At 66.6% G+C, this 20,476-nt stretch carries 16 protein-coding genes; 5 read left to right on the top strand and 11 right to left on the bottom strand.

The genetic code is table 11. The features are described 5' to 3' along the window. Positions 1-26: 26 nt before the first annotated feature. The 5 genes from L2Y96_RS00755 to modA all read right to left on the bottom strand — a co-directional run bounded on the left by L2Y96_RS00755 (position 27) and on the right by modA (position 4,253). Positions 27-1,160: a serine hydrolase domain-containing protein gene (locus L2Y96_RS00755; RefSeq protein ID WP_247331107.1), complete on the bottom strand. Its 1,134-nt coding sequence runs from the start codon at positions 1,158-1,160 to the stop codon at positions 27-29. Next, a complete protein-coding gene (locus L2Y96_RS00750) occupies positions 1,157-2,101 on the bottom strand; it encodes a putative bifunctional lysylphosphatidylglycerol flippase/synthetase (RefSeq protein WP_247331106.1) in 945 nt (314 codons plus the stop codon). Before L2Y96_RS00750 ends, L2Y96_RS00755 begins: the two co-directional genes overlap by 4 nt. 61 nt (positions 2,102-2,162) lie before the next feature. Further along, a complete protein-coding gene (locus L2Y96_RS00745) occupies positions 2,163-2,828 on the bottom strand; it encodes an ABC transporter ATP-binding protein (RefSeq protein WP_247331104.1) in 666 nt (221 codons plus the stop codon). Then, positions 2,825-3,499: a molybdate ABC transporter permease subunit gene (modB, locus tag L2Y96_RS00740; RefSeq protein WP_247331102.1), complete on the bottom strand. Its 675-nt coding sequence runs from the start codon at positions 3,497-3,499 to the stop codon at positions 2,825-2,827. Before modB ends, L2Y96_RS00745 begins: the two co-directional genes overlap by 4 nt. A gap of 7 nt (positions 3,500-3,506) precedes the next feature. Continuing rightward, on the bottom strand, positions 3,507-4,253 hold the full coding sequence (gene modA / locus L2Y96_RS00735; protein ID WP_247331101.1) for a molybdate ABC transporter substrate-binding protein: 747 nt from the start codon (positions 4,251-4,253) through the stop codon (positions 3,507-3,509). A 147-nt stretch (positions 4,254-4,400) separates the two neighbouring features. Between modA and L2Y96_RS00730 the strand changes: the two genes are divergently transcribed. The 5 genes from L2Y96_RS00730 to L2Y96_RS00710 all read left to right on the top strand — a co-directional run bounded on the left by L2Y96_RS00730 (position 4,401) and on the right by L2Y96_RS00710 (position 11,236). Next, entirely contained in the window at positions 4,401-5,387 is a 987-nt protein-coding gene (locus L2Y96_RS00730; RefSeq protein WP_247331100.1) for an HlyD family secretion protein, read from the top strand. Beyond that, a complete protein-coding gene (locus tag L2Y96_RS00725; protein WP_247331098.1) occupies positions 5,384-6,811 on the top strand; it encodes an efflux transporter outer membrane subunit in 1,428 nt (475 codons plus the stop codon). The genes L2Y96_RS00730 and L2Y96_RS00725 overlap by 4 nt, the downstream gene beginning before the upstream one ends. Next, positions 6,808-8,418, top strand: a complete 1,611-nt coding sequence (locus L2Y96_RS00720; RefSeq protein WP_247331096.1) for an MFS transporter — start codon at positions 6,808-6,810, stop codon at positions 8,416-8,418. Before L2Y96_RS00725 ends, L2Y96_RS00720 begins: the two co-directional genes overlap by 4 nt. Before the next feature lie 104 nt (positions 8,419-8,522). Further along, entirely contained in the window at positions 8,523-8,891 is a 369-nt protein-coding gene (locus L2Y96_RS00715; protein ID WP_247331094.1) for a DUF2946 family protein, read from the top strand. 47 nt (positions 8,892-8,938) lie between these two features. Next, positions 8,939-11,236, top strand: a complete 2,298-nt coding sequence (locus tag L2Y96_RS00710; protein WP_247331093.1) for a TonB-dependent receptor — start codon at positions 8,939-8,941, stop codon at positions 11,234-11,236. 4 nt (positions 11,237-11,240) lie between these two features. Here L2Y96_RS00710 and lanKC read toward each other — a convergent pair whose 3' ends face one another. From lanKC to L2Y96_RS00685, 6 genes are all read right to left on the bottom strand, one after another. Next, complete coding sequence (gene lanKC / locus L2Y96_RS00705; protein ID WP_247331091.1) at positions 11,241-13,919, bottom strand: class III lanthionine synthetase LanKC; 2,679 nt, start codon at positions 13,917-13,919, stop codon at positions 11,241-11,243. Positions 13,920-14,031: 112 nt separating this feature from the next. Beyond that, positions 14,032-14,160 (bottom strand): hypothetical protein, encoded by a 129-nt coding sequence (locus tag L2Y96_RS22875; RefSeq protein ID WP_256452196.1) that lies wholly within the window; start codon positions 14,158-14,160, stop codon positions 14,032-14,034. 204 nt (positions 14,161-14,364) lie between these two features. Next, entirely contained in the window at positions 14,365-15,633 is a 1,269-nt protein-coding gene (locus tag L2Y96_RS00700) for a sensor histidine kinase (RefSeq protein ID WP_247331089.1), read from the bottom strand. 86 nt (positions 15,634-15,719) lie between these two features. Next, the gene (locus tag L2Y96_RS00695) at positions 15,720-17,090 is read right to left on the bottom strand and encodes a sigma-54-dependent transcriptional regulator (protein WP_247331087.1); all 1,371 of its coding nucleotides are present in this window, start codon (positions 17,088-17,090) and stop codon (positions 15,720-15,722) included. Positions 17,091-17,100: 10 nt separating this feature from the next. Then, positions 17,101-19,482: an FtsX-like permease family protein gene (locus L2Y96_RS00690; protein ID WP_247331085.1), complete on the bottom strand. Its 2,382-nt coding sequence runs from the start codon at positions 19,480-19,482 to the stop codon at positions 17,101-17,103. Next, positions 19,479-20,243: an ABC transporter ATP-binding protein gene (locus L2Y96_RS00685; protein WP_247331083.1), complete on the bottom strand. Its 765-nt coding sequence runs from the start codon at positions 20,241-20,243 to the stop codon at positions 19,479-19,481. Before L2Y96_RS00685 ends, L2Y96_RS00690 begins: the two co-directional genes overlap by 4 nt. Between the last annotated feature and the right edge of the window lie 233 nt (positions 20,244-20,476).

The raw sequence follows: 20,476 nt of genomic DNA, 5'->3' as shown, positions 1-20,476 counted from the left end.
GGAGAGCCTGGGGTGGGGGGATGCCCTTAGTGTAACCCCCGCACCACCGCACGGACGAAATCGTTTCGCGCCCGGGCCTGTGCGTCATCCGTGGCTACGGGCCAGGCGGCCAGCTGCGCGATCACCAGGTGCCGCGCGGGGTCGACATACAGGAGCTGACCGAAAATGCCGATGCCCGCGAACGCGCCGTCATCCCACGTCCACCACTGGTAGCCATAACCTCGGCCGGGTACGCCGATGTCCGCATGTCTTTTCGTGGCATCGGCCAGCCAGCCGTCGGCCAGTACGGCATGCCCATCCGCGACGCCACCATCGAGCAGGAACTGGCCCAACCGTGCGTAATCACCTAGCGTGGCGGATACACCCGAGCCACCGGCTTCGGTGCCGTCCACATCGTCCTTCAGCCACAGCGCATCGCTTGCCATGCCGTACGGCTTCCAGATCTTCTCGGAGAGATAGGCGGCGAGCGTCTTGCCAGTAGCGCGGTTGACGAGGATGCCGATGAGGTCGGTCTCGCCTGTCTTGTAGACCCAGCGTTCGCCCGGCGCGAATTCGCGGGGAAGTGGCGCCATGTAGGTGACGAGCAAGGGTTGCCCGGGCACGCGGCGGCCCTCGTACATCTGCGCCACATCCGAATGCGGATCGCTGTAATCCTCGTTCCAGCGCACGCCCGACGTCATGCTGAGCAGCTGGCGTACGGTCACGTCGCGGTATGCGCCCGCGGCGAGTTCGGGGATGTAGCGCGTGACCTTGTCATCCAGCGAATGGATCGCGCCATCGCGCAGCGCCGCGCCCACCAGGGTCGAGGTAAACGACTTGGCGACGGAGAATGAGGTCCAGCGCGTATGCGCATCGGCACCCAGGCCGTATCGCTCAAGGCGAACCTTGCCATCCTGCAGCACCATGATGCCTGCGACGTGGTGAGCCGCCATGTACGCATCGAGTGTCGTGCCGTCCTCAAAAGCTGGCACGAGGGGCGCGCCAGCAGGGAGCGGGTGAGCGGTGCCATGCCTGACGATATTGCTGGCGTACTGCGTCTCCATCGCGCGGAAGTTCGCTTCGCGATGGGGCTGATCCCAGAACAGCACATCGGTGCGGCGCGCATGCGGCGTGGCGCAGCCGGCGAGCAGTGTGGCCGCCAGGAGAGCGAGGTACTTCATGCCATCTTCCTTGCGCGGCGACGGATTTCAAAACTACCCAGCGCGATCGATGCCAACAGGAAAGGGCCGAAGCCATAGATGACGCGGTACGCGAGCAGCGCGGCGAGCACCTGCGCACGCTGTTCCTGCGGGAAGGCTGCGAGCGTCAACGCCTCGAACGCACCGATGCCACCGGGTGTGTTGCTGAGGATGCCTGCGAGCACGGCGCCCACGTAAATAGGCGCGAACTCGAGGAAACTTCCGGCGATCTCCGGCGGCAGCAGCAGGTACATGGTAAGGATGGCGCCCACCATCTCAATGATGCCGAGGACAATCTGTGCCGCAGCGGAGCGCGCGGAAGGCACTGGCGTCGTGAATTTCCAAACCTTGAGCTCATCGTGCTTGCCGGCCAGCCATCGCAGTAACGCCACGAAGGCGACGACGAGAGCCACACCAAGCCAGCGTCCCCACCCATTGGCGACGGAGGGCTCGACGACCAGCGCGATGCAGGTGACCGCGGCGAACCCCATACCCACGGCAAAACCAACGAGGCCCACCACCCGGGCGACATCCGCGGCGCGCACGCCCTGGGTCGAAAGGATACGGTAGCGCAATGCGGTGCCGGTGATGGCGTGGAAGCCGAGCGCATTGCAGATCGCGTGCGTGGTGGCCCCGGAGAAGATCTTCATCTTCATCGGCACCTTGTGCGGCACCACCGTCTCGACAGCAAAGACATCATAGGCGGTGAGACACGCCCAGCTGACAAGCGCCGCACCGATCGAACCGATGACATGCCAGCGAGGAATACGGGTGAGCGCATCGCGCACATCGTGCCAGGCCATCTTCGCGATGTAGCGGTGCAACAGGAAGGCGGCCGCGCCCACGATCGCCAGCGTGACGCCGTATTTCAGCGCACGGATGGCTAGGGTCTTGCCCTTGGGGGGCGGGCTCGGCTCGTTCAATGGAACATCCACGCGGAAACGCTGGCTGCCGATGATAGCCGACCGGCCCCGGCCACGGCGCTCATGCCACGACGCGGCCGTCGCGAAGCTCGATGGTATGGCCTTGCAGCGCATCGACATCGGCCGGGTCGTGCGTGATGACCAGCAACGGCATATCCAGCCGCTGCTGCAAGGCCAGCAGTTCCATCCGCATGCGCCCGCGCAATGCCGGGTCCAGCGCGGCGAACGGCTCATCCAGGAGCACGAGGCGTGGCTCAGCGACCAGGGCTCGGGCCAGGGCGACCCGCTGGCGCTGGCCGCCGGAGATACGCGCGGGATAACTGTCGGCCATGCCGCCCAGTTCGAACAGCTCGAGCAACCGCGCCACGCGCGGATCGCGCCCGCGTTTCGAGGGATTGAGCCAGCCGCGCGCAAGGGGGAAGGCGATGTTCTGCGCGACCGTGAGGTGCGGGAACAACGCGTAGTCCTGGAATACGTAGGCGACGCTACGATCGCGAGGCGGGAGGACAATGCCACCGGCCGAGTCATACAACGTGTGGCCATCCACGCGGACGTGGCCGACATCGGGCACCAATAGCCCGGCCACGGCCCGCAGGGTCAGGCTTTTACCGGCCCCGGAGGGGCCGAACAACACGATGCGTCGCGCGTCCGACGCGAAGGTGATGTCCAGGTCGAAGTGCCGTTCGTCGTCACGCAACGCCTTGCGGATGGATACGTCCACGCTCATGGGCGGCTCCGGCGCAGCTGATCGGGTGCCAGCCAGCCGGCCAGCAACAGGGCGACCACGCAGGTCACCGACGTCACCACGACCATGATGGCGGCGCCGCGGTCATCGCCGGCCTGTACCGCCGCGTAGATCGCCACGGATAGGGTCTGCGTACGGCCTGGCAGATTGCCGGCGATCATCAGTGTCGCGCCGAACTCACCCATGGCGCGCGCGAAAGCGAGCAACGCGCCCGCCGTGATCCCGCGTGCGGCAAGAGGCAGCGACACACGGAAAAACACCGCGGCTTCGCGCAAGCCCAGCACGCGTGCCGCGCTTTCCAGCTGCGGGTCCACCGCTTCGAATGCCGCCCGTGCAGCCTTCTGGACCAAGGGGAAGGCCACCAGGGTCGAAGCCACCACGGCGCCCTGCCAGGTGAAGACCAGTTCGATACCGAGGTGATCCAGCCATGCGCCGAAGATGCCGCGGCGACCGAGCAGGACGAGAAGGTAGTAGCCCAGCACCGTCGGCGGCAGTACCAGCGGCAAGGTCAGGATGGCATCGACCACCTCGCGCGCGTGCGAGCGCCAGCGCGATAGCCCGAACGCCACCGCCACGCCTAGCACAAGGTTTATCCCGGTCGCCCAGAGGGCGACCTTCAGGGTTAGCAGCAGGGGAACCCAGAGCGCATCCACGCGACGCTTACGGGGCCTCGAAGCCGAAGCCCGCCAGGATCTTGCGGCCCTCGGCCGATTGCACGTACGCCTCGAAGGCCGCCGCTTCGGTCGCCTGCTTCGAGCCAGCAACGATCGCCATGGGATAAGTGATGGGTTTCGGGGTGGGCACGACCGCCACCACCTTCACCTTGTCCTTGCTGATCGCGGCGTCCGTAGCGAAGACGAAACCCGCCTCCACCTCGCCACGCGCGACGTAATCGAGACTCTGCCGGACGTTCTGCGCCAGCACGCCCTTGGCCGACACAGCGGGCCAAAGCCCCTGCTGCTCCAGTGCAGCCTGGGTATACCGGCCCACGGGGACGGACGCCGGGTCGCCGTACGCCACCCGTTTCACGCTGGCGGCCTTCAGATCGGCCGGCCCGCGGATGGCGGCCGTGCTGTCGTGCGGCACCACGAGTACCAAGCGGTTGGATGCGAAATCCTGGCGCGTCGCCGGATTGATCGCCTTAGCCGCGACGGCCTTGTCCATCGCGGTCTGGTCGGCCGAGGCGAAGACATCCGCCGGCGCGCCGCTCGCGATCTGCCGGAGCAGCACATCCGACGCCGCGAAGTTGAGTACCACGTGCGTGCCGGGGTGCTTTGCCTCATAGGCCTTGCCCACGGCCTGGAACGCATCCGTCAGGCTGGAGGCCGCGGATACCACCAGATCGGCCGCGGAGGCGGCGGAAGCGCCAGTTAAGAGAAACAGCGCGACGAGTGGACGAAAGCGCATGGCAGGGTTTTCCGGCAAGGGCATCGGCAAGGACTATACGCGGGGCGCACAAGGCGCGGGAACTGCTGCGCTGCACGGACAAGGATCTCCAAGCCAGCACCCTCGGCCGGTGGCAGCGTGGCCGGATCGAACAAGGGTATGGCCCCCATGAAACTCGCGTTGCGCATCATCGGCGCCATCCTGGTCCTGGGCACGCTCGCCGTGCTGCTTTTCGCATGGCTGGATCGCACCGAAACCACCACCGATGCATACGTGACCGGCCGTATCCATCCCGTGGCACCCCGCGTGACGGGTACGGTCACCGCGTTGTACGTCGACGACAACCAGCATGTGAAGGCCGGTGATGTCCTGCTGCAACTGGATACGCGCGATTTCGACGTGCGCGTGGAGCAGGCACGGGCGGATATCGACCGCGCACAAGGTCAGGTGGCCAGCGCGCAGGCGCAGATCGCCGAAGCGGAGGCCGCGATCGTCGCGTCGGATGCCAGCGTACGCAAAACGGGGTTCGACCTGACCCGTGCGAGCGAGCTGGTCAACGAAACGCCACGCGGCATTTCGAAACAGGAATACGACGCGGCCCGCGCGGCGTCCGATTCGGCGAAGGCGAACAAGACCAGCGCGGAGGCGCGCAAGGTCGCGGCGGCGGCCGCGCTTGCCTCGGCGAAGGCCCAGGTCGCCACGGGCGAGGCGTCACTGCACGATGCCCAGCTGGCCTATGGCTATACCAAGGTGATCGCGCCCGTCAGTGGCTACGTGGGCCGGCGCACGGTGGAAGTGGGCGCACGGGTAACGGCAGGACAGACCTTGCTTTCGATCGTCTCGGATGAAGTCTGGGTCGTCGCCAATTTCAAGGAAACCCAGCTGCACGGCATGAAGCGCGGCACCGAGGCACGCATGACCGTGGACGCGCTATCGGGCATCACCTTCACGGGGCACGTGGATAGCATCGCACCCGCCTCCGGCTCGCAGTTCGCACTGCTCCCGCCGGATAACGCGACAGGCAACTTCACCAAGGTGGTCCAGCGCGTGCCGGTGAAGATCTTGTTCAGCGACGACGACCTGCGCCACTACCGTGAACGCCTGCCGCCCGGACTGTCGACCATCGTCAAGATCCGCGCGGGAGATACGAAGTGAAGCACCGGCGCCTTGCGCTACTGCTCGGCGCCACGGTGCTCGCCGGTTGCGTGCAGGGGCCGGACTACCAGCGCCCTGCTCGCCCGGCACCCGCGGCGTGGGAACACCCGGCCAACGAAGGCACAGTATTGCCGGATCGTTGGTGGGCCCTGTTTGGCGACGACGAACTCGGCCAGCACGTCGATGCGACCCTCGCGGCGAACCAGGATCTCGCGGGCGCACTGGCCCGTTACGACCAGGCACGTGCGTTGCTGGGCGTCGCGCGCGCCGATGAGTTCCCCCAGGTGTCGCTCGACCCGGCCTACCTGCGGGGACGTACCTCGGGCACCGTGTCCAATGCGCTACCTGCGCTGGAAACCACGCTCTACCGCGTACCGGTCGATGTCGCGTACGAAGTGGACCTATGGGGTCGCGTCCGCCGCAGCGTCGAGGCCGCCCAGGCCGATGTCGAATCCGGCGCCGACAGCGTGGCCACGCTGCGTCTCAGCCTCGCCGCCGCGACCGCTTCAACGTATCTAAGTCTGCGCAGCGCCGATCGCGATATCGACGTACTGGTCCGTACCGTCAGCCTGCGCGACGATGCACTGAAGCTCGCCGACCGCCGCGCGCATGCCGGCGTCGTCAGCGATCTCGATGTGTTGCGTGCCCGCGCGGACCTCGCGCAGACCCGCGCCGACCTGGCGGATGCGCATCGGCGGCGCGATAACCTTGAGCATGCATTGGCCGTGCTCGAGGCACGTGACGCACCGGATTTCCATGTGGCGCCGAAGCCCTGGACGCCTACGCTGCCCGCCATCCCTGCGGGCTTGCCATCCACCCTGCTCACCCGACGGCCCGATGTGGCCAGCGACGAGCAAGCCCTGGCTGCCGCCAGCGCGCGCATCGGCGTCGCCCGCACCGCGTTTTTCCCGTCCGTGCAGCTCACCGCATCCGCGGGCTTCGCCAGCAACGATGCAGGCGATCTCACGGCACGCGATAGCCGTCTTTGGGGTATCGGCCCCTCCATCCACCTGCCGATCTTCGAAGGAGGCCGCAACCGGGCACGTCTTGAAGCTGCGGAAGCTGCCTACCGGGGTGCCTACGCGCATTGGCGGCAGGATGGCATCGTGGCGTTTCGCGAAGTGCAGGATGCCTTGAGCGACGGTGCGTGGCTGCAGGAGGAAGGCACGGCGCTTGCTGCCACCGTGGAAGCGGCGACAGCCGCGGCAAAGGTCTCGCGTTCGCGCTACGACCGTGGCCTGGCGGGCTATTTCGAAGTCGTGGACTCCGAACGCCAGGCGCTGGCGAGCCAGCGCGCGGTCATCCAGAACGACCAGCAGCGCCTGCTCGCCGCGATCTCGCTGGTGAAGGCCCTGGGCGGTGGCTGGAAGGAAGGTGACCCGGTGCCCCGCCAGCCCGATGCCAGCGCCTCGGTGTCACGTTGAACGCCGTCGCCGTGCCCAGTACACCGACGCCCGCCACGGCACCGCTGCCCTGGCTGGGTATCGTCGCGGTGCTGCTGGGCGCTATCGCCACCACGCTCACGTCCCGCCTCACCTCCATCGGCCTTGCCGACGTACGCGGCGCGGTCAGCGCAGGGTTCGATGAAGGCGCATGGATCTCGACGGCCTTCTCCGCCGCGCAGATGTTCATCGGCCCACTCGCCATCTTCCTCGGCCGCGCATTCAGCCCGCGGCGCGTCCTGCTCGTCGGGTGCGTGGTGTACGGGTTAGCGGAATTCGCCATCCCGTTCGCACCGGACCTGCGCGGCCTGGTCGTCCTACAGGTGATCGCCGGCCTCGGCTCCGGCACGTTCATCCCGCTCACGGCCTCGTTCATCCTGCTCGGGTTGCCACGCAAGCTCTGGCCCTGGGGCCTCGCGGCGTACGCGATGAACATCATCCTTGGCCTCAACGTCGCCAGCTCGCTCGAGGGCTGGTATGTCGAGCATGCGCGCTGGGACTGGATCTTCTGGCAGAACACGGTGGTCGCGATCCCGATGTTCTTCCTGTACTGGTTTGGCCTGCGTCATATTCCGATCGACAAGGAGTACCTGCGCGGCGGCGATTTCCGCGGCATGTTCGTCGGTGCGATCGGCTTCACCCTCGTGTTCATCGCACTGGATCAGGGCGATCGCCTCGACTGGTTCAATTCAACGTTCGTGGTGGGTGTACTGGCCGCGGGCCTGATCGCCATCGGCCTGTTTCTCCTGCACGAGACCACGTTGCCCGCGCCTAGCGTGGACTTTGGCCTGCTCGTGCGCCGCAACGTGTTCTTCTGCATCCTGCTGATCACCGCAACGCGCTTCCTCGTCACCTCGAGTAACACCCTGGTCGCCAACTTCCTCATCCAGGTGAGGGGGCTCCGGCCACTCGAGGTCGGCAATGCGTTGCTCTGGGTCGCGCTGCCCCAGCTCATTATTGCGCCCACGGTGGCGTGGCTACTCAACCGGGTCGATGCACGCTTTGCCATCGGGCTCGGCTTTTCCATCGCAACTGCCGGCTTTCTGCTCGCCACCGGCATCACCTCCGAATGGGCCGAGGGTGATTTCAAGGTCGCGCTCTTGCTGCAGGCGATCGGGGAGACACTCGAACTCACCGCGGTGATTTATTTTTTCGCCCACCACATCGGGCCGACCGATGGCATCACCTTCGGCGCGCTCATCCAGACGGCACGCCTTTTTGGTGGTGAGCTCGGCACATCGCTGTTGATCTCGTTCACCCGCAAGGCCGAGCAATACCATTCCAACCTGATTGGCCAGCACGTGCAGGCGGGCGCGCCGCTTACCGACGCGCGCATCGGCACCTATGCCGATGCCGTCGGTGCGTTGACCCAGGGCGCCGGCAGCGCGGAGGCGCGCGGCGCTGGCCTGGTGGCCGCGGCGGTCCGCGGGCAGGCGTATACGCTTTCCATCCTCGACGGGTTCCTGCTGGCGAGCTGCATTGGCACGCTGGCGGTCCTCATCGTGCTGTGCCTGCGCGAGCCGCCGGGAGTGGCCACGCCGCCGGCGGTGCCTCCCCTCCCCGATCCCGCGGCGGCCCGGCGCGCTTAGGCGGTCCCGTCGGCCAGGGGTGACACCGTGCCGCATACCCTTCACGGCGGCCCGTGCCATTATGTCTGGACCCGGGTCCGGGGTTGCTATCAAGGGGACGCATCATGCGTCGTGGAGCGGCCAAGCTGCGTTGGTTAGGGTGGATGGCGATCGTCGCCGTCTGGCTCTCCGCGCTTGCCCCCACGGTCTCCCGGGTCACGGCCTGGAACCTCCCCGATCTTGGCGCCTGGTGCGAACCTGTCGATGCCCACCACGGTGGCGCGGGTGCCCAGGGCCACGGGGATGGCGATGCCGCCTGTGGTTACTGCACCCTTTTCGCCCACCACCCCGGCCTGGCCGGGACGACGCTCGTGGCCGGTGTGCCACGGCTGGTGGTTGCGACCGATGCCCCGGTACCGTCAGGCCGCGCCTTCGTTCCCCGCGCGTCCTTCTACACCCACCCACGAGGTCCGCCGGTCGCCGCGCACGCCTGATCGCCAACGATCCCGCTGTACGCCAACGACCTACGGACCCTTACGCCATGCCTTTCCTTGCCACCGAGGGACGCGCACTCGCGCGTGCCATCGCCTGCGCAATCGGCGCCGGCGCGTGCGCCGCGCACGCCGCCGATACGCCCGACCTGCCGCCGCCCACCACCAACCTGCACGAAGTACGCGTCTCCGCCACCAGCCACGGCACGGCCGTGGATCCCGACATGCCTTCGGCGGTAGAGACCATCACTCCCGCGAAACTCGAGCGGCTGAACATCGTGAACACCGAGGACGCGCTGAAGTACCTGCCCGCCTTCGGTATCCGCAAACGCTTCATCGGCGATGAGAACGCGACCTTCTCCGTGCGCGGCACCAGCAACCAGCAAAGTGCGCGTGGCCTGGTGTACCTCGACGGCATGCTTCTTTCGAACCTGCTGGACAACAACTGGTCGACCCCGCCGCGCTGGTCGATGGCGTTTGCGGAGAACCTCGCGCGCATCGACGTCATCTACGGCGCTTATTCGGCGTTGTATCCGGGCAACAGTATCGGTGCGACTGTGGTCATGACGACGCGCATGCCCGAGAAACTCGAGGTCACCGGCGATGTGCAGGCGTTCACCCAGCACGTGCACACCTATGGGGTGAATCGCGACTTCGGCGGCAGCAAGCAAACCGCGACCATCGGAGACCGCAGCGGCCGCTTCGCCTTCCTGATCGGCGTTTCGCACTTGCAGTCGAATGGGCAACCGCTGGTCTACGCGGTGCAGAACCGTTCTGCGACGCCGGGGACGAACCGCCCGGCGACCGGTGCCATCAACGACACGGGTGCGACAGGGCTGCCGCGCGAAGTGCTCGGCATCAATTCAGAGGGCCAGGAAGCGACGAGCCAGGATGAAGCGCACGCACGCTTTACCTACGATCTGACGCCCGACCTGACCGCCGCCGCGACGCTAGGCTACTGGAAACAGGACATGTCGCATCGCACCGAGACCTTCCTGCGCGACGCGAGCGGCAACCCGGTCTGGTCCGGACCGGTCAGCATCGATGGCCGCCAATACACCTTGCCCGCGAACTTCTTCGCGCCGGGCACGCGGCAAAGCCGCAACTACCTTTATGGGCTCACCCTGGGCACCCATCGCGCCACGGGGTGGAACGTCGAAGGGAGCGTGTCGTACTTCGATATGGACAAGAACCGCGACCGCACGGCGAGCGCGGTGACCTACGACGGTCCCGGCGTGCTCGTCGCCAGCGACGGAAGCCGTTGGCGCACGCTCGATCTCCGCGCCAGCCACACCCCGGATACCACGGGGCCAAACACCCACACGGTGAGCTTCGGTTACCACTTCGACGGCTACCGTCTGGATAACGGTACGTATGCGCTGTCCAACTGGCGGCGCGGCGATGCTGGCACGCAGACGGCAGCGAACGGTGGCAGCACGCAAACCCAGGCGCTGTACGTGCAGGATGCATGGCAGCTCGATGAGCGCTGGCGGCTTACCACCGGTGCGCGTTACGAGCAGTGGCGCGCCTTCAACGGTGCCCGGGCCACGGCAAGCGCAAACACCGGGTATCCCGAGCGCAAGGAGACGCACACATCGCCGAAAGTATCGCTCGCGTATGCCGCGTCCGACGCACTCACGCTGAGGCTTTCTGGCGCACGCGCGTACCGCTTTCCCACGGTGAGCGAGCTGTTCCAGGGCACCTTCAACGGCATCAGCCTCGTTAACAGCAACCCCAACCTCAAGCCGGAGAATGACCTGTCGAGGGAGCTTTCCACGGAGTGGTACCGGGAAAACAGTGTCACCCGCTTTACCGTGTATCGCAGCGACACGCGCAACGCGCTCTTCAGCCAGACCGATACCACCGTGTTCCCCAACGTGACCAACGTGCAGAACGTGGACCTGGTGCGGACACGTGGTGCCGAGGCGAGCTACGACGGGGAGGGTGTGTTCGTGCCATGGCTGGATCTCTCCGCCAATGCCGCCTACACGCAGGCCACGACGGTGCGCAACCACCGCAACCCCGCGTCGGAGGGCAAGCAGTTCTACCGGATCCCGCGCTGGCGGGCCAACGTCGTCGGCACGGTCCACCCCCGCGAAGATCTTGCCCTCACGCTGGCCGGCCGCTATTCCGGTCGCCAGTACAACACGCTCGACCACAGCGATATCGACCCGGATACGTTTGGTGGGGCAAGCAAGTTCCTGACCTTCGACGCGAAAGCGGCCTGGACCCTTAATGATCACGTCGAACTGAGCGTTGGCGTGGATAACCTCACCAATCGTCGCTACTACGTGTACTACCCCTATCCATCACGCACCTGGATGATGGAAGCGAAGTTCCGCCTGTAGTCACTTACGCCGCCACGCAACGCACTTGCGTGGCGGTCGAAAGCGCTTCATCGAGCATGAACGAGGCACGGCCGCCGCGAGCAAGGCGGTCGAGGAATGCACCGACACCGGCGCTGCCCGTGGCGAGGTCGCAGCTGACACGCACGAGTTCGGCACCTGGCACGGCCAGGGCGTCACCACGCACCAGCAGGAAGGGCTCGATGCCGCACGCGATGCGCTGTGCCTGTTCGCGGTATAGCTCAGCACGTTCGGGCAGGAAGGTGGCGAGATCGAGCAGCGTATCGCCGATGCCTGCCAGCCCATCGAACAGGCCGGGGCGGACGGCGTGGCGACGGAACAGGTCGCGCTCCGCCGCGATGATCGCATGGGCATAGCGCCCGTCCTGCGTGCACGCATACATGCGGGCGGCCACGGCGAGCAAACCTGCGGTGCCTTCTTGCACGTAGGGCAGCACCGTATGCGAGCCGACCCATGCGGGCAGCGATGGTGTTCCGTCCATGCCCGGCACCATGTGGCCCAGATCAAACTCGAGTGCCGCGCGCGCCGCCGCGAGATACTCGCTTTCGCCCGTGGCGAGATGCAGATGGAGCAGGAACAGGGCAATGCCACTGGCGCCGTTGGCCAGACCGAGCGGCTGCCGGGGTCCAACGGGCCAGCACAACCCATCCTGGCTGGCGACCGCATGCGCCAGCAGCCAGGTGCCTGCGAAAACGGCCTCTTCAAGGAACGCGCCTTCGCCAGTGGAATGCCAGGCCTTGAGCCTTGCAAGGCCCCACCCCGCGACACCGTCGTCGCGCCCAGGCGCGTCGTGGATCGCTTCCTCCAGCGGCGTTGCATGCAGCAAGGCCCGCGCGACGCCGGTTTCACCCGCGTCGAACAGCACCCATGCGATGCCCGCATCGCCGCCCATCAGCCCGCTGCCTCGCTCATTCCCCGCACGCACGCCGGTACATAGCCATGGCAGCAGGTTCGATGGCGGCGCCCGCCTGCTTCGCTGGTACGCATGGAGGATGCCGGCCGCGCCGTGCGCGACACCGTACGGGTGCGATTCGAATACTTCCGGGCCGGCCGGCACGAACCGATCCGCGCGCGGCGACCCGGCGTGGCGTTCGATGTACGCGAACACACGTGAGGCGATGCCGGGCGACGGCATGGGCGGGCGCAAGCTATGCGCCACCGGCGTCGCGTCTCGCTGCATCCCCGCGACGGCCACACGCAGGGTCGCCATCACGTCGATCGGGTCGGGGCGCAAACCCGGGATCGGATGCATGAGCGCGCGTACGGCGTCGGCATACGCACGGGGATAGCCCATGTCCTCGACAAACTGGTCGAGGAAGCGCTGCAGCGCCGCCGGATCGAGCGCAAACAAGGCATTGACGGGCGCGCACGCTGCAAACAGATTGGCGCCAAAGGCGTAGCGGTCGGCAGCGATCGCCTCGGCATGGGTGTCACGCGACGCAAGCGCGGGTGCGAAGCCCGGGGTCCAGGCATCCGCCACGCGGTCGAGGCCATCTTCAACCGCAGTCTCAAGATCGACCAGGCGCACGCTTCCGGAGGGTTCGACCATGATGTTGTGAAATGAAAGGTCACCCACCGAGATATTCGCGCCGTGGATGCGCTGCAGCGTCGTAGCCAGATTGCCGAACACATGGCATACGGCATCGAAGAAATTCGCGACATCCGCGCATGACGCGGCGGTACGCAGCGCCGGATAGCGTCGCCCCAACCACAGCCGCAGCGTGTCGCCTTCGAGCATGTCTTGCACGAGGAAGCTGTGCTCCCACTCGCGAAAGTAGGCAATCGGGCGCGGCGCCACGGCCAGGTGTTCCAACCGGCGGAGAAGGCGGAACTCCTTGCGCAGGCTGGCTGTCGCTGCTTCGGCGGCAGCGATGTAGGGACGCGCTTCCTTGATCACCACGCGGCGGCCCTCGTACAGGTCGTCAGCGATATAGATCCCGCCAGCCGCGGAAAATGTCAGCGCCCTGAGTGGGCGAAAGCGGCCGCCGCCGAGCAGCGGTGCCTGGCCTCCCGCCACGGCGGGATCCTCGCCCAGGGGGTCAGCTAGCCAATCGGGTACGCGATAGCGCGGCTCGCGATCATCAGGCTCAACGCTGCCATCGGGCCGGTGCAAGAGCCAATGCCGACGGCCGCTGGCATCGATGCGATACGCGCTGAGTATGCCGCCGTAGCGGTAAGACACGATAGGACAACTCGGGTGGCGGCGATCGGTGAGCACATGCGGCCCGGCGTATCCACCCAGCACGTCGGCGAGATCGTCGAGCAGTTGGCGAAACAGGCGCAGGTTACCGGGGTAGACGGTAATGAACTTCCCCGAGCCGCCACGTGGCCAGCGCTTGCCGTTGATCGCGCCTAGCAGGCGCAGGTCGCCAGCGAACTTGAAAGCCACGCGGTTGCTGATGAGCATGGCGGTAGTGATCGCAAGAACGATCCTGGCGGTATCCACCACGGAGGAAACATGGATCTTCCAGCCCTGCGCCGGCAACTGGGCTTCCGCCGGTTGCGCGTGTAACCAGACACCGGAGCGATGCAGGGTCCAGTCGGCCGGCAGCTGCTCGCGAACCACGTTTTCCAGTTCGTTCGGGTCGATGCGATGCCGGGCGAAGGGCTCAAAGTATTCGCGGTCGACCGCGGTATACGCCCATAGCTGCTGGTAGCGCTCCATGCCGTCTCCCTTCATCGTTCAGCACCAAACCCCGGCTATCCCTGGCGACCCGGACGTCGCCAGGGATAGCCTTCGCTCCCGTTTACCTTCCCCGAACGTGGACGGCGTACACCTAACCCTCGCCCACGTCGGCCAGGCCGGCGATGCAGCCCGCGCCGCTGTATGAACTGCCCACTTGAGTCTCAATACCGGGGGCGGTGGTCTCGACCTCAAGGGTCTGGAGCAAGAGGATGATGTGCATCGTGGGTCTCCAAGATCGGTTCGCGCACCGCGCCGGAAGTGCGGGTGCGGGGCGAATCTAGGTCGGGGCACGTCGGGCGGACAATCCACCCATGGCACGTCAGGCCCTCAAGAATGACGTCTGCACTCATTTTTCACGCCGTGCGTCCGGTTTCGGTCATGCGAGGTGTCCGGAACCGGACAACGCTGTCCGGTTCCGGACGCGTCAGTCGGGCAGGCGTAACCGGACCGTCGCGACCGCGCCGCGCGTGCCGTCTGCGCGATCGGCAAGGCCCACGCTGCCGCCATGGGCCTCGACGATCAGCCGCGCCAGGCTCAACCCGATACCCGACCCTTCGGGCTTGGTCGTAAAGAACGGCACGAAAAGAGAGTCGGTAAGCGGCAAACCGATGCCCTCGTCCGTGATGAGCACCCACGCTTCACCGCCGCGCGCGTACCAGTTCAGCTGGACGCCACCGCCCGTCAGAAGCGCGGACTCCGCGGCGTTGCGAAGAAGGTTGACGAATACCTGGCCCAACTGGTCCTCGTCCCCTTCCACCCATAGCGCGGTGTCGCCCTCGTGCACGACGCGAACGCGCTGTTCCAGCCGTGCGATCCGTCCCAGCGCAAGGTCGAGCCTGAAAGGTTCGATGGTAAGTGGCGGCAACCGCGCGAGCTTGCCGTAGCCGCCGACGAAGCGGGCTAACGAACCGGAACGTCGCGCGATCGCTTCCAACCCGGCTTGCAGCTCGTGTTGCGGGATGTCCGGGCCATGGCGTGCGAGAAGCGAAGAGAGCGTCTCGGCAAGCGAGCCGATGGGCGTGAGCGAATTGTTCAATTCGTGGCTCAACACACGGATGAGCCGCTGCCAGGCGCGGTGTTCTTCCTCACTCAATGCCGCGCTCAGGTCATGCAGCATCAGCAGGCTGTGCTCGCGGCCGGCGCTATACCAGCTGGCGCGCCGCACGGCCCATCGCCCGTTGGCTGCAGGAAAGCAGTGCGTCAGGATGCTGCCGTCAGGTGCCGCCAGCGCTTCGGCGAAGCCCCACTCCGCCGGATCGCTTCCCACGACGGACCGACGCTCGGCACCGACCAACCGCCTGGCGGCCGGGTTAATCAGGCGAATCGCACCGCGGTCATCGGTGACGAGCACCGCGCTGTGCAAAGCGACGAGCGTCTTGCCAAGGAAGCGTGATGCCTCGGTGCGCGCACGGCGGCCGCGGCGTAACTCGTCGGAAAGTTCGTTAACACCGGCGATAAGGCCCTGCAGGGGATCGTGGCCGGGGCGCACGTGGCCGCGCAGACCGTAATCACCTTCACGCAGGGCACCAAGCAGGTCGAATGCCGTGCGCAACGACGCCAGGACGCGACGCCCACCGATCCACCCCACGAGTAGCGATCCGACAACACCTGCGGCGAGTAACGTTGCGCGCACCAGCGGCGGCTCGACGGGCCCGATCGCGAGCGCCAGTGCCGCGGCGGCCAGCGGGGCCATGAAACCCAACCCCCAGAGCGCCACACCGGCAGCGGGCGATGGCCCGAGCGGCGGCGGCAATGGCGGGACAGGCGTGCGCGCTCCGTTCATTCGATACGCTCTGCGGGATCTTTCGGCCGTCGCTTGTCCAGGCGGCGGTAGAGTGCCTGACGCGAGATGCCCAGCGCGTCGGCCGCACGTTGCAGGTTGTTGTCGTTGCGCTCCAGCGCCTGGGTGATCAGCAGGTGCTCGGCCTCAGGCAGGGTGAGGCAATCGAGCACCAGGGGAGCGTCGCCCTGGCTGCGGAGGGATAACGCCTCCGCGTCGATCTCCGTGCCCAGCGTCGTGAGCACGGCGCGCTCCACCGCGTGCTCGAGTTCCCTGATGTTTCCAGGCCAGGCGTAAGCACGCATCGCGCGCTCGGCGGAAGGCGCCAGACGCACGGCTTCGCGTCCCAGCCGGCGGCATTCCCGCAACAGGAAATGACGGGCGAGCGGGATGATGTCCTCAGCGCGCTCGCGTAGCGCGGGCAGGCGCACCTGCATCGCGTTCAGCCGGTAAAGCAGGTCGAGCCGGAAACGGTTGGCGCGGGCAGCCGCGTCAAGGTCGGCGTTGGTCGTGGAAATGACGCGGACGTTGACCCGGCGCGTCTGCCCCGAACCCATGCGCTCGAGTTCGCCTTCCTCCAGCACCCGCAATAGCTTGGCCTGCTGGAACACGGGGATGGTCGATACCTCTTCGAGGACGATGCTGCCCTGGTGGGCCAGCTCGAACCGGCCCGGGCGCACGCCCGACTCGTCGCCGAACAATTCATCGGCAAAGCGGGACTCGGGCAAGCTACCCATGTCGATGCGCACCAGGGGATACGCACTGCGTTTCGAACGTACATGGATATCCCGCGCCAGCAACGATTTGCCCGTACCGTTTTCTCCGAGCAAGAGGACATTGGCGTCGGCCCGGGCGATGCGTTCGATCAGATCCAGCACCCGGCGCATCGCCGATGACTCCGTCGCGCAGATGGCCCCTGGACCTTCGCGATGTAACGAGGTCTCCGCGCGTAGCCGCCGGTTTTCCTCCTGCGCATCGTAGAGGCGCACCTGGCTCCACACGGTGCTGAGCAGGCGCGGGCTCTTCCATGGCTTTTCGATGAAATCAGCGGCACCCTGGCGTATCGCCTGCACGGCCAGATCGATGGTGCTCCATGCGGTCATCACCACCACGGGCATGGCAGGTGCGAGATCGCGCAACCGCGACACCAGCTCGAGACCCTCGTGGCCGGATGTCGTATCCGCCGAGTAGTTCAGATCGACCATGGCGCACGACAGCACCTGTCGCGCCGCCACCTGGCAGGCCGATGACGGCGACGCAGCTTCGATGACCTCAAGGCCCTCGCTGCGCAAGAGCATGCACAGTGCAAGACGAACATCCGCGTGATCGTCGACAACCAGGACGGGGGCGTGCAGCGACGGGGTGTTCATCAAAATAACCTCATGGATTGCGCAGCACGAGCCATGGCGGCGTCGTGGCCGAGCGCACGGCCGGCGGGAACACCACCGCGCTGGTAATGACTAGCATGGCCACCGCGACGATCAACGCGGCGGTGGGGTCAAGGCGAATGCCAGGTGTCAGGCCCAGTGGAGGCCAGCGGCTCAAGGCAAACGACGCGGCCAGCCCAAGCGCGACCCCGACCAGGGCGCGTGCGATGCCGCGCGCAAGGCACATCCCGAGGAGGTCGCCCGGGGTTGCGCCCAAGGCGGCGCATAGCGCCAGGTCACGGCGTCGCGATGCCACCTCCACGCGTTGCGCCGAGTAGAGGCCCACCAGGCCCAGGCCAAGGCCTACCGCCGCGAATAGTCCTGCAAGCCAGGTATCGCGATCCATCGCGGAGCGTGAGTCACGCCATATCCGTGATAGCGTTCGTGCCCGCTCCAGGACCAGCCAGGGTGCAACCATCCGCACCGCGTCATCCGGATCGATGCCCATGACCGCCGCATCGTCCGCCGCGCGGAACACCAGGTAGTACGACAGCAGGCTACGAAACGCTGCGAACTCGGTACTGGGAAGTTGCGCGAAGGGAACGATGGCCCACGGATGCAGGGGCGCGGAAGGACCCGCGTCGCGCGTATCGGCGACGATCCCGACGATACGAAGGTCGCGGTTACCAAGGCTGCGCGACATGGTGTGCACCGTGCCGCCCAGTGCCGCACCCGGAATAGCCGCGAGGAACGCTTCGTTGACGACGACGACGCCTGGCGCGCCGGGCGTATCCATGGTGGAAAGGTCTCGACCCGCGATGAGGCGCATCCCCAGCGCGGCCCGCGCACCCGGCGTCTGCATCACCAGCTGGGCTTCGACGGGACGGGCCTCGTAACCCGCAAAAGACACCTGGAAATGCGTGCCCACGGGTAACTGGGTCGTGACGCCCGCGCCGAGCACGCCCGAAAGCGCAAGCGATTGCCGCTCGATCGACAGCATGGCATCGGCAACCAGCGCCGCCGTACTGAAGTGCCCTGGATCCGGGCGGAACCGCGCAGCCGTGGCGTGTGTGAGATCGAAGCCTGGCGCGACATCGTCGGTCCGCCAGGCCTGAAGCAGGCGGACGACGCAAAGCGATAGCAACACGGTCGCCAGCACGAGTTGGAACTGGACGAGCGCAACACGGATGCCGCCCGCCGTGAGCCGTACCGAATGCGACGGGCCGCCGCCGACGTAGTCGCGAAGCATGGCATCGCCGTGCTCGTGCAAGGTGCCGCCGATCGCGGCAAGGACCACGACCGCGACGGCCATGACGGCGCTGGCGACATACACACGCCAGCCGATCGCGAGTTCGCCGGCGCTTATACGCCAGGAGTCGGGGATATAGCTGTCGCTGGCGACGACCAGTGCATGGCCCAACACGCATCCCGCAGCGAGCCCAGCCATGCCGATCAGCATGGCCTCGGTCGCGATCGTGGCCCATGCCCCCCAAAACCCGGCACCCAGCGCCCTGCGCAACGCCGTTTCCTGGCCCCGCCCGAGAGCTCTTGCGAGCATCAGGTTGGCCAGGTTCCCGCATGCCGTCGCCAACACGAGGACGGCACAGCCCAGGAAGAACCATAACGTGGGCGCGCTGGCCTCCGTTAGCGCTTGCTCGAGCGGCGTCATGCCGAAGCGCTCCCTGTCGTTGCTGACAGCGCCTGGGATGGCGGCCCGCATGGCGGCGACGAAGCCATCCGCGCTCGCACCCGGCATCAGCCGCGCTACCGCGAAATCGTTCGGCACGCTCGCAGCCGCACCCGGCACGGCTCGCAAAGGCAGCAGGACGTCCACGTCATCGAGCAACCGGTACGTGGCCGGCAGCACCCCGGCGACGGGAAGGATCCGGCCATCCACCATGATGACGCGGCCTTCGACGGAGGGCGCCGCGGCGTACCATGTGTTCCACAGCCGCCATGAAACGAGCGCCCCATCGCGGCCAGCATGCTCGAGCGCGAGGCTTCCTAGTGCCGGTACCACGCCGAGGGTCGGAAGGAAGCCCGCATCGACCCGCTGCACGGCCAGTAACCCGGCATGGCCACCGCTGCGCACGCTGGCACGCTCGATACTCCGTGCACGCCCACGCGAAAGCACGCCCGCGGGCAGGCCTATGGCGTCGTACAACCGGGCGGAAAGGCTTCGCGGCGACGACGGGCGTACGATCTCGCCATACAGGACCAGCTCGCCAGGCCGCCTGAAGGCAGGAGGAGTGAGTAGCAGTGCGTCGACCAGGGCAAACGTGGCGAAAAAAATCCCAACCGCGAGCGCGAGGGTTGCCGAAGCGAGGATGAAGAAACCAGGCCGGCGGAACATGGCCTGCGCCCCACGCCGCGCGGCAGCAAGCGGCGTGCTCACGGGAAGATCTCCATGGTCCGCCGCTCATCAAGGCCGCACTCCGCCTCGCGCTGGAGCTGCCAGAACGTGGCTTCGTCCACCACGCGCCCATCCAGCAGGCGCACGGTGCGATCGGCCGCCGCGCTGAAGCGATCATCATGGGTCACCATGCAGATGGTGGCGCCCGCGGCGTGCAGGCGGCTGAGCAGCGCCATCACCGTTTCGCCGTTCCGGAGGTCGAGGTTGCCCGTGGGCTCGTCGGCCAGCAGGATCGCCGGTTCGCCAACGACGGCACGCGCCACGGCGACGCGCTGTTGCTGGCCGCCGGAAAGCTGGTTGGGATAGTGGCGCATGCGATGGGCCATCCCGACGCTGGCCAACGCCGCAGCAGCACGCTCGGTGCGCTCACGGCGCCCCACGTCGCGGCGAAAGGCCAGCGGTAGCGCTACGTTTTCCACCACCGTCATATCGGCGATGAGGTTGAAGGCCTGGAACACAAAACCGACGTGCGCATTGCGCAAGGCGGCGCGGCGGCTACGCCCCGCCCCGGCCAGCGGTTCGCCCAGAAAACGCAAATCGCCATGGGTAGGCACGTCCAGCAAGCCCATGAGTGAAAGCAAGGTCGTCTTGCCGCACCCCGAGGGCCCGCCGATAGCCACGAACTCCCCCTTGCCGATGGCCAGGTGGATATCGGTCAAGGCGTGGTTCTCGATAGCACCGGCCAGGAAGACTTTCCCAACGCCATGCATCTCGATGACCGGCGGGCTCGTAGGCGAACGCATGCGCAACCTCGGGGCGGCACTACCCCCAACATAGGATGTGTCGATGCGGTGCGTATAGCGCGCAAACGGCTCGCATGCACTCTTGCCGAATCGGCTCAGAAGATGCCGATTAATCCCCGATCCTTAACGGAATCCTTACGAGACGCAAAGGACATACCGACGGATGGGTCGAATTCCTGTACCGCAAAGCTTACAATTAGCTTAGGAGGAGGGGGAAACGCGGTGCTAACTGA

It is taken from the genome of Luteibacter aegosomaticola (assembly GCF_023078475.1).
In the GTDB taxonomy this organism is placed as follows: Bacteria; Pseudomonadota; Gammaproteobacteria; order Xanthomonadales; family Rhodanobacteraceae; genus Luteibacter; species Luteibacter aegosomaticola.
Note: the sequence above shows the minus strand (reverse complement) of the source record. Positions and strands in the feature narration are given on the sequence as shown.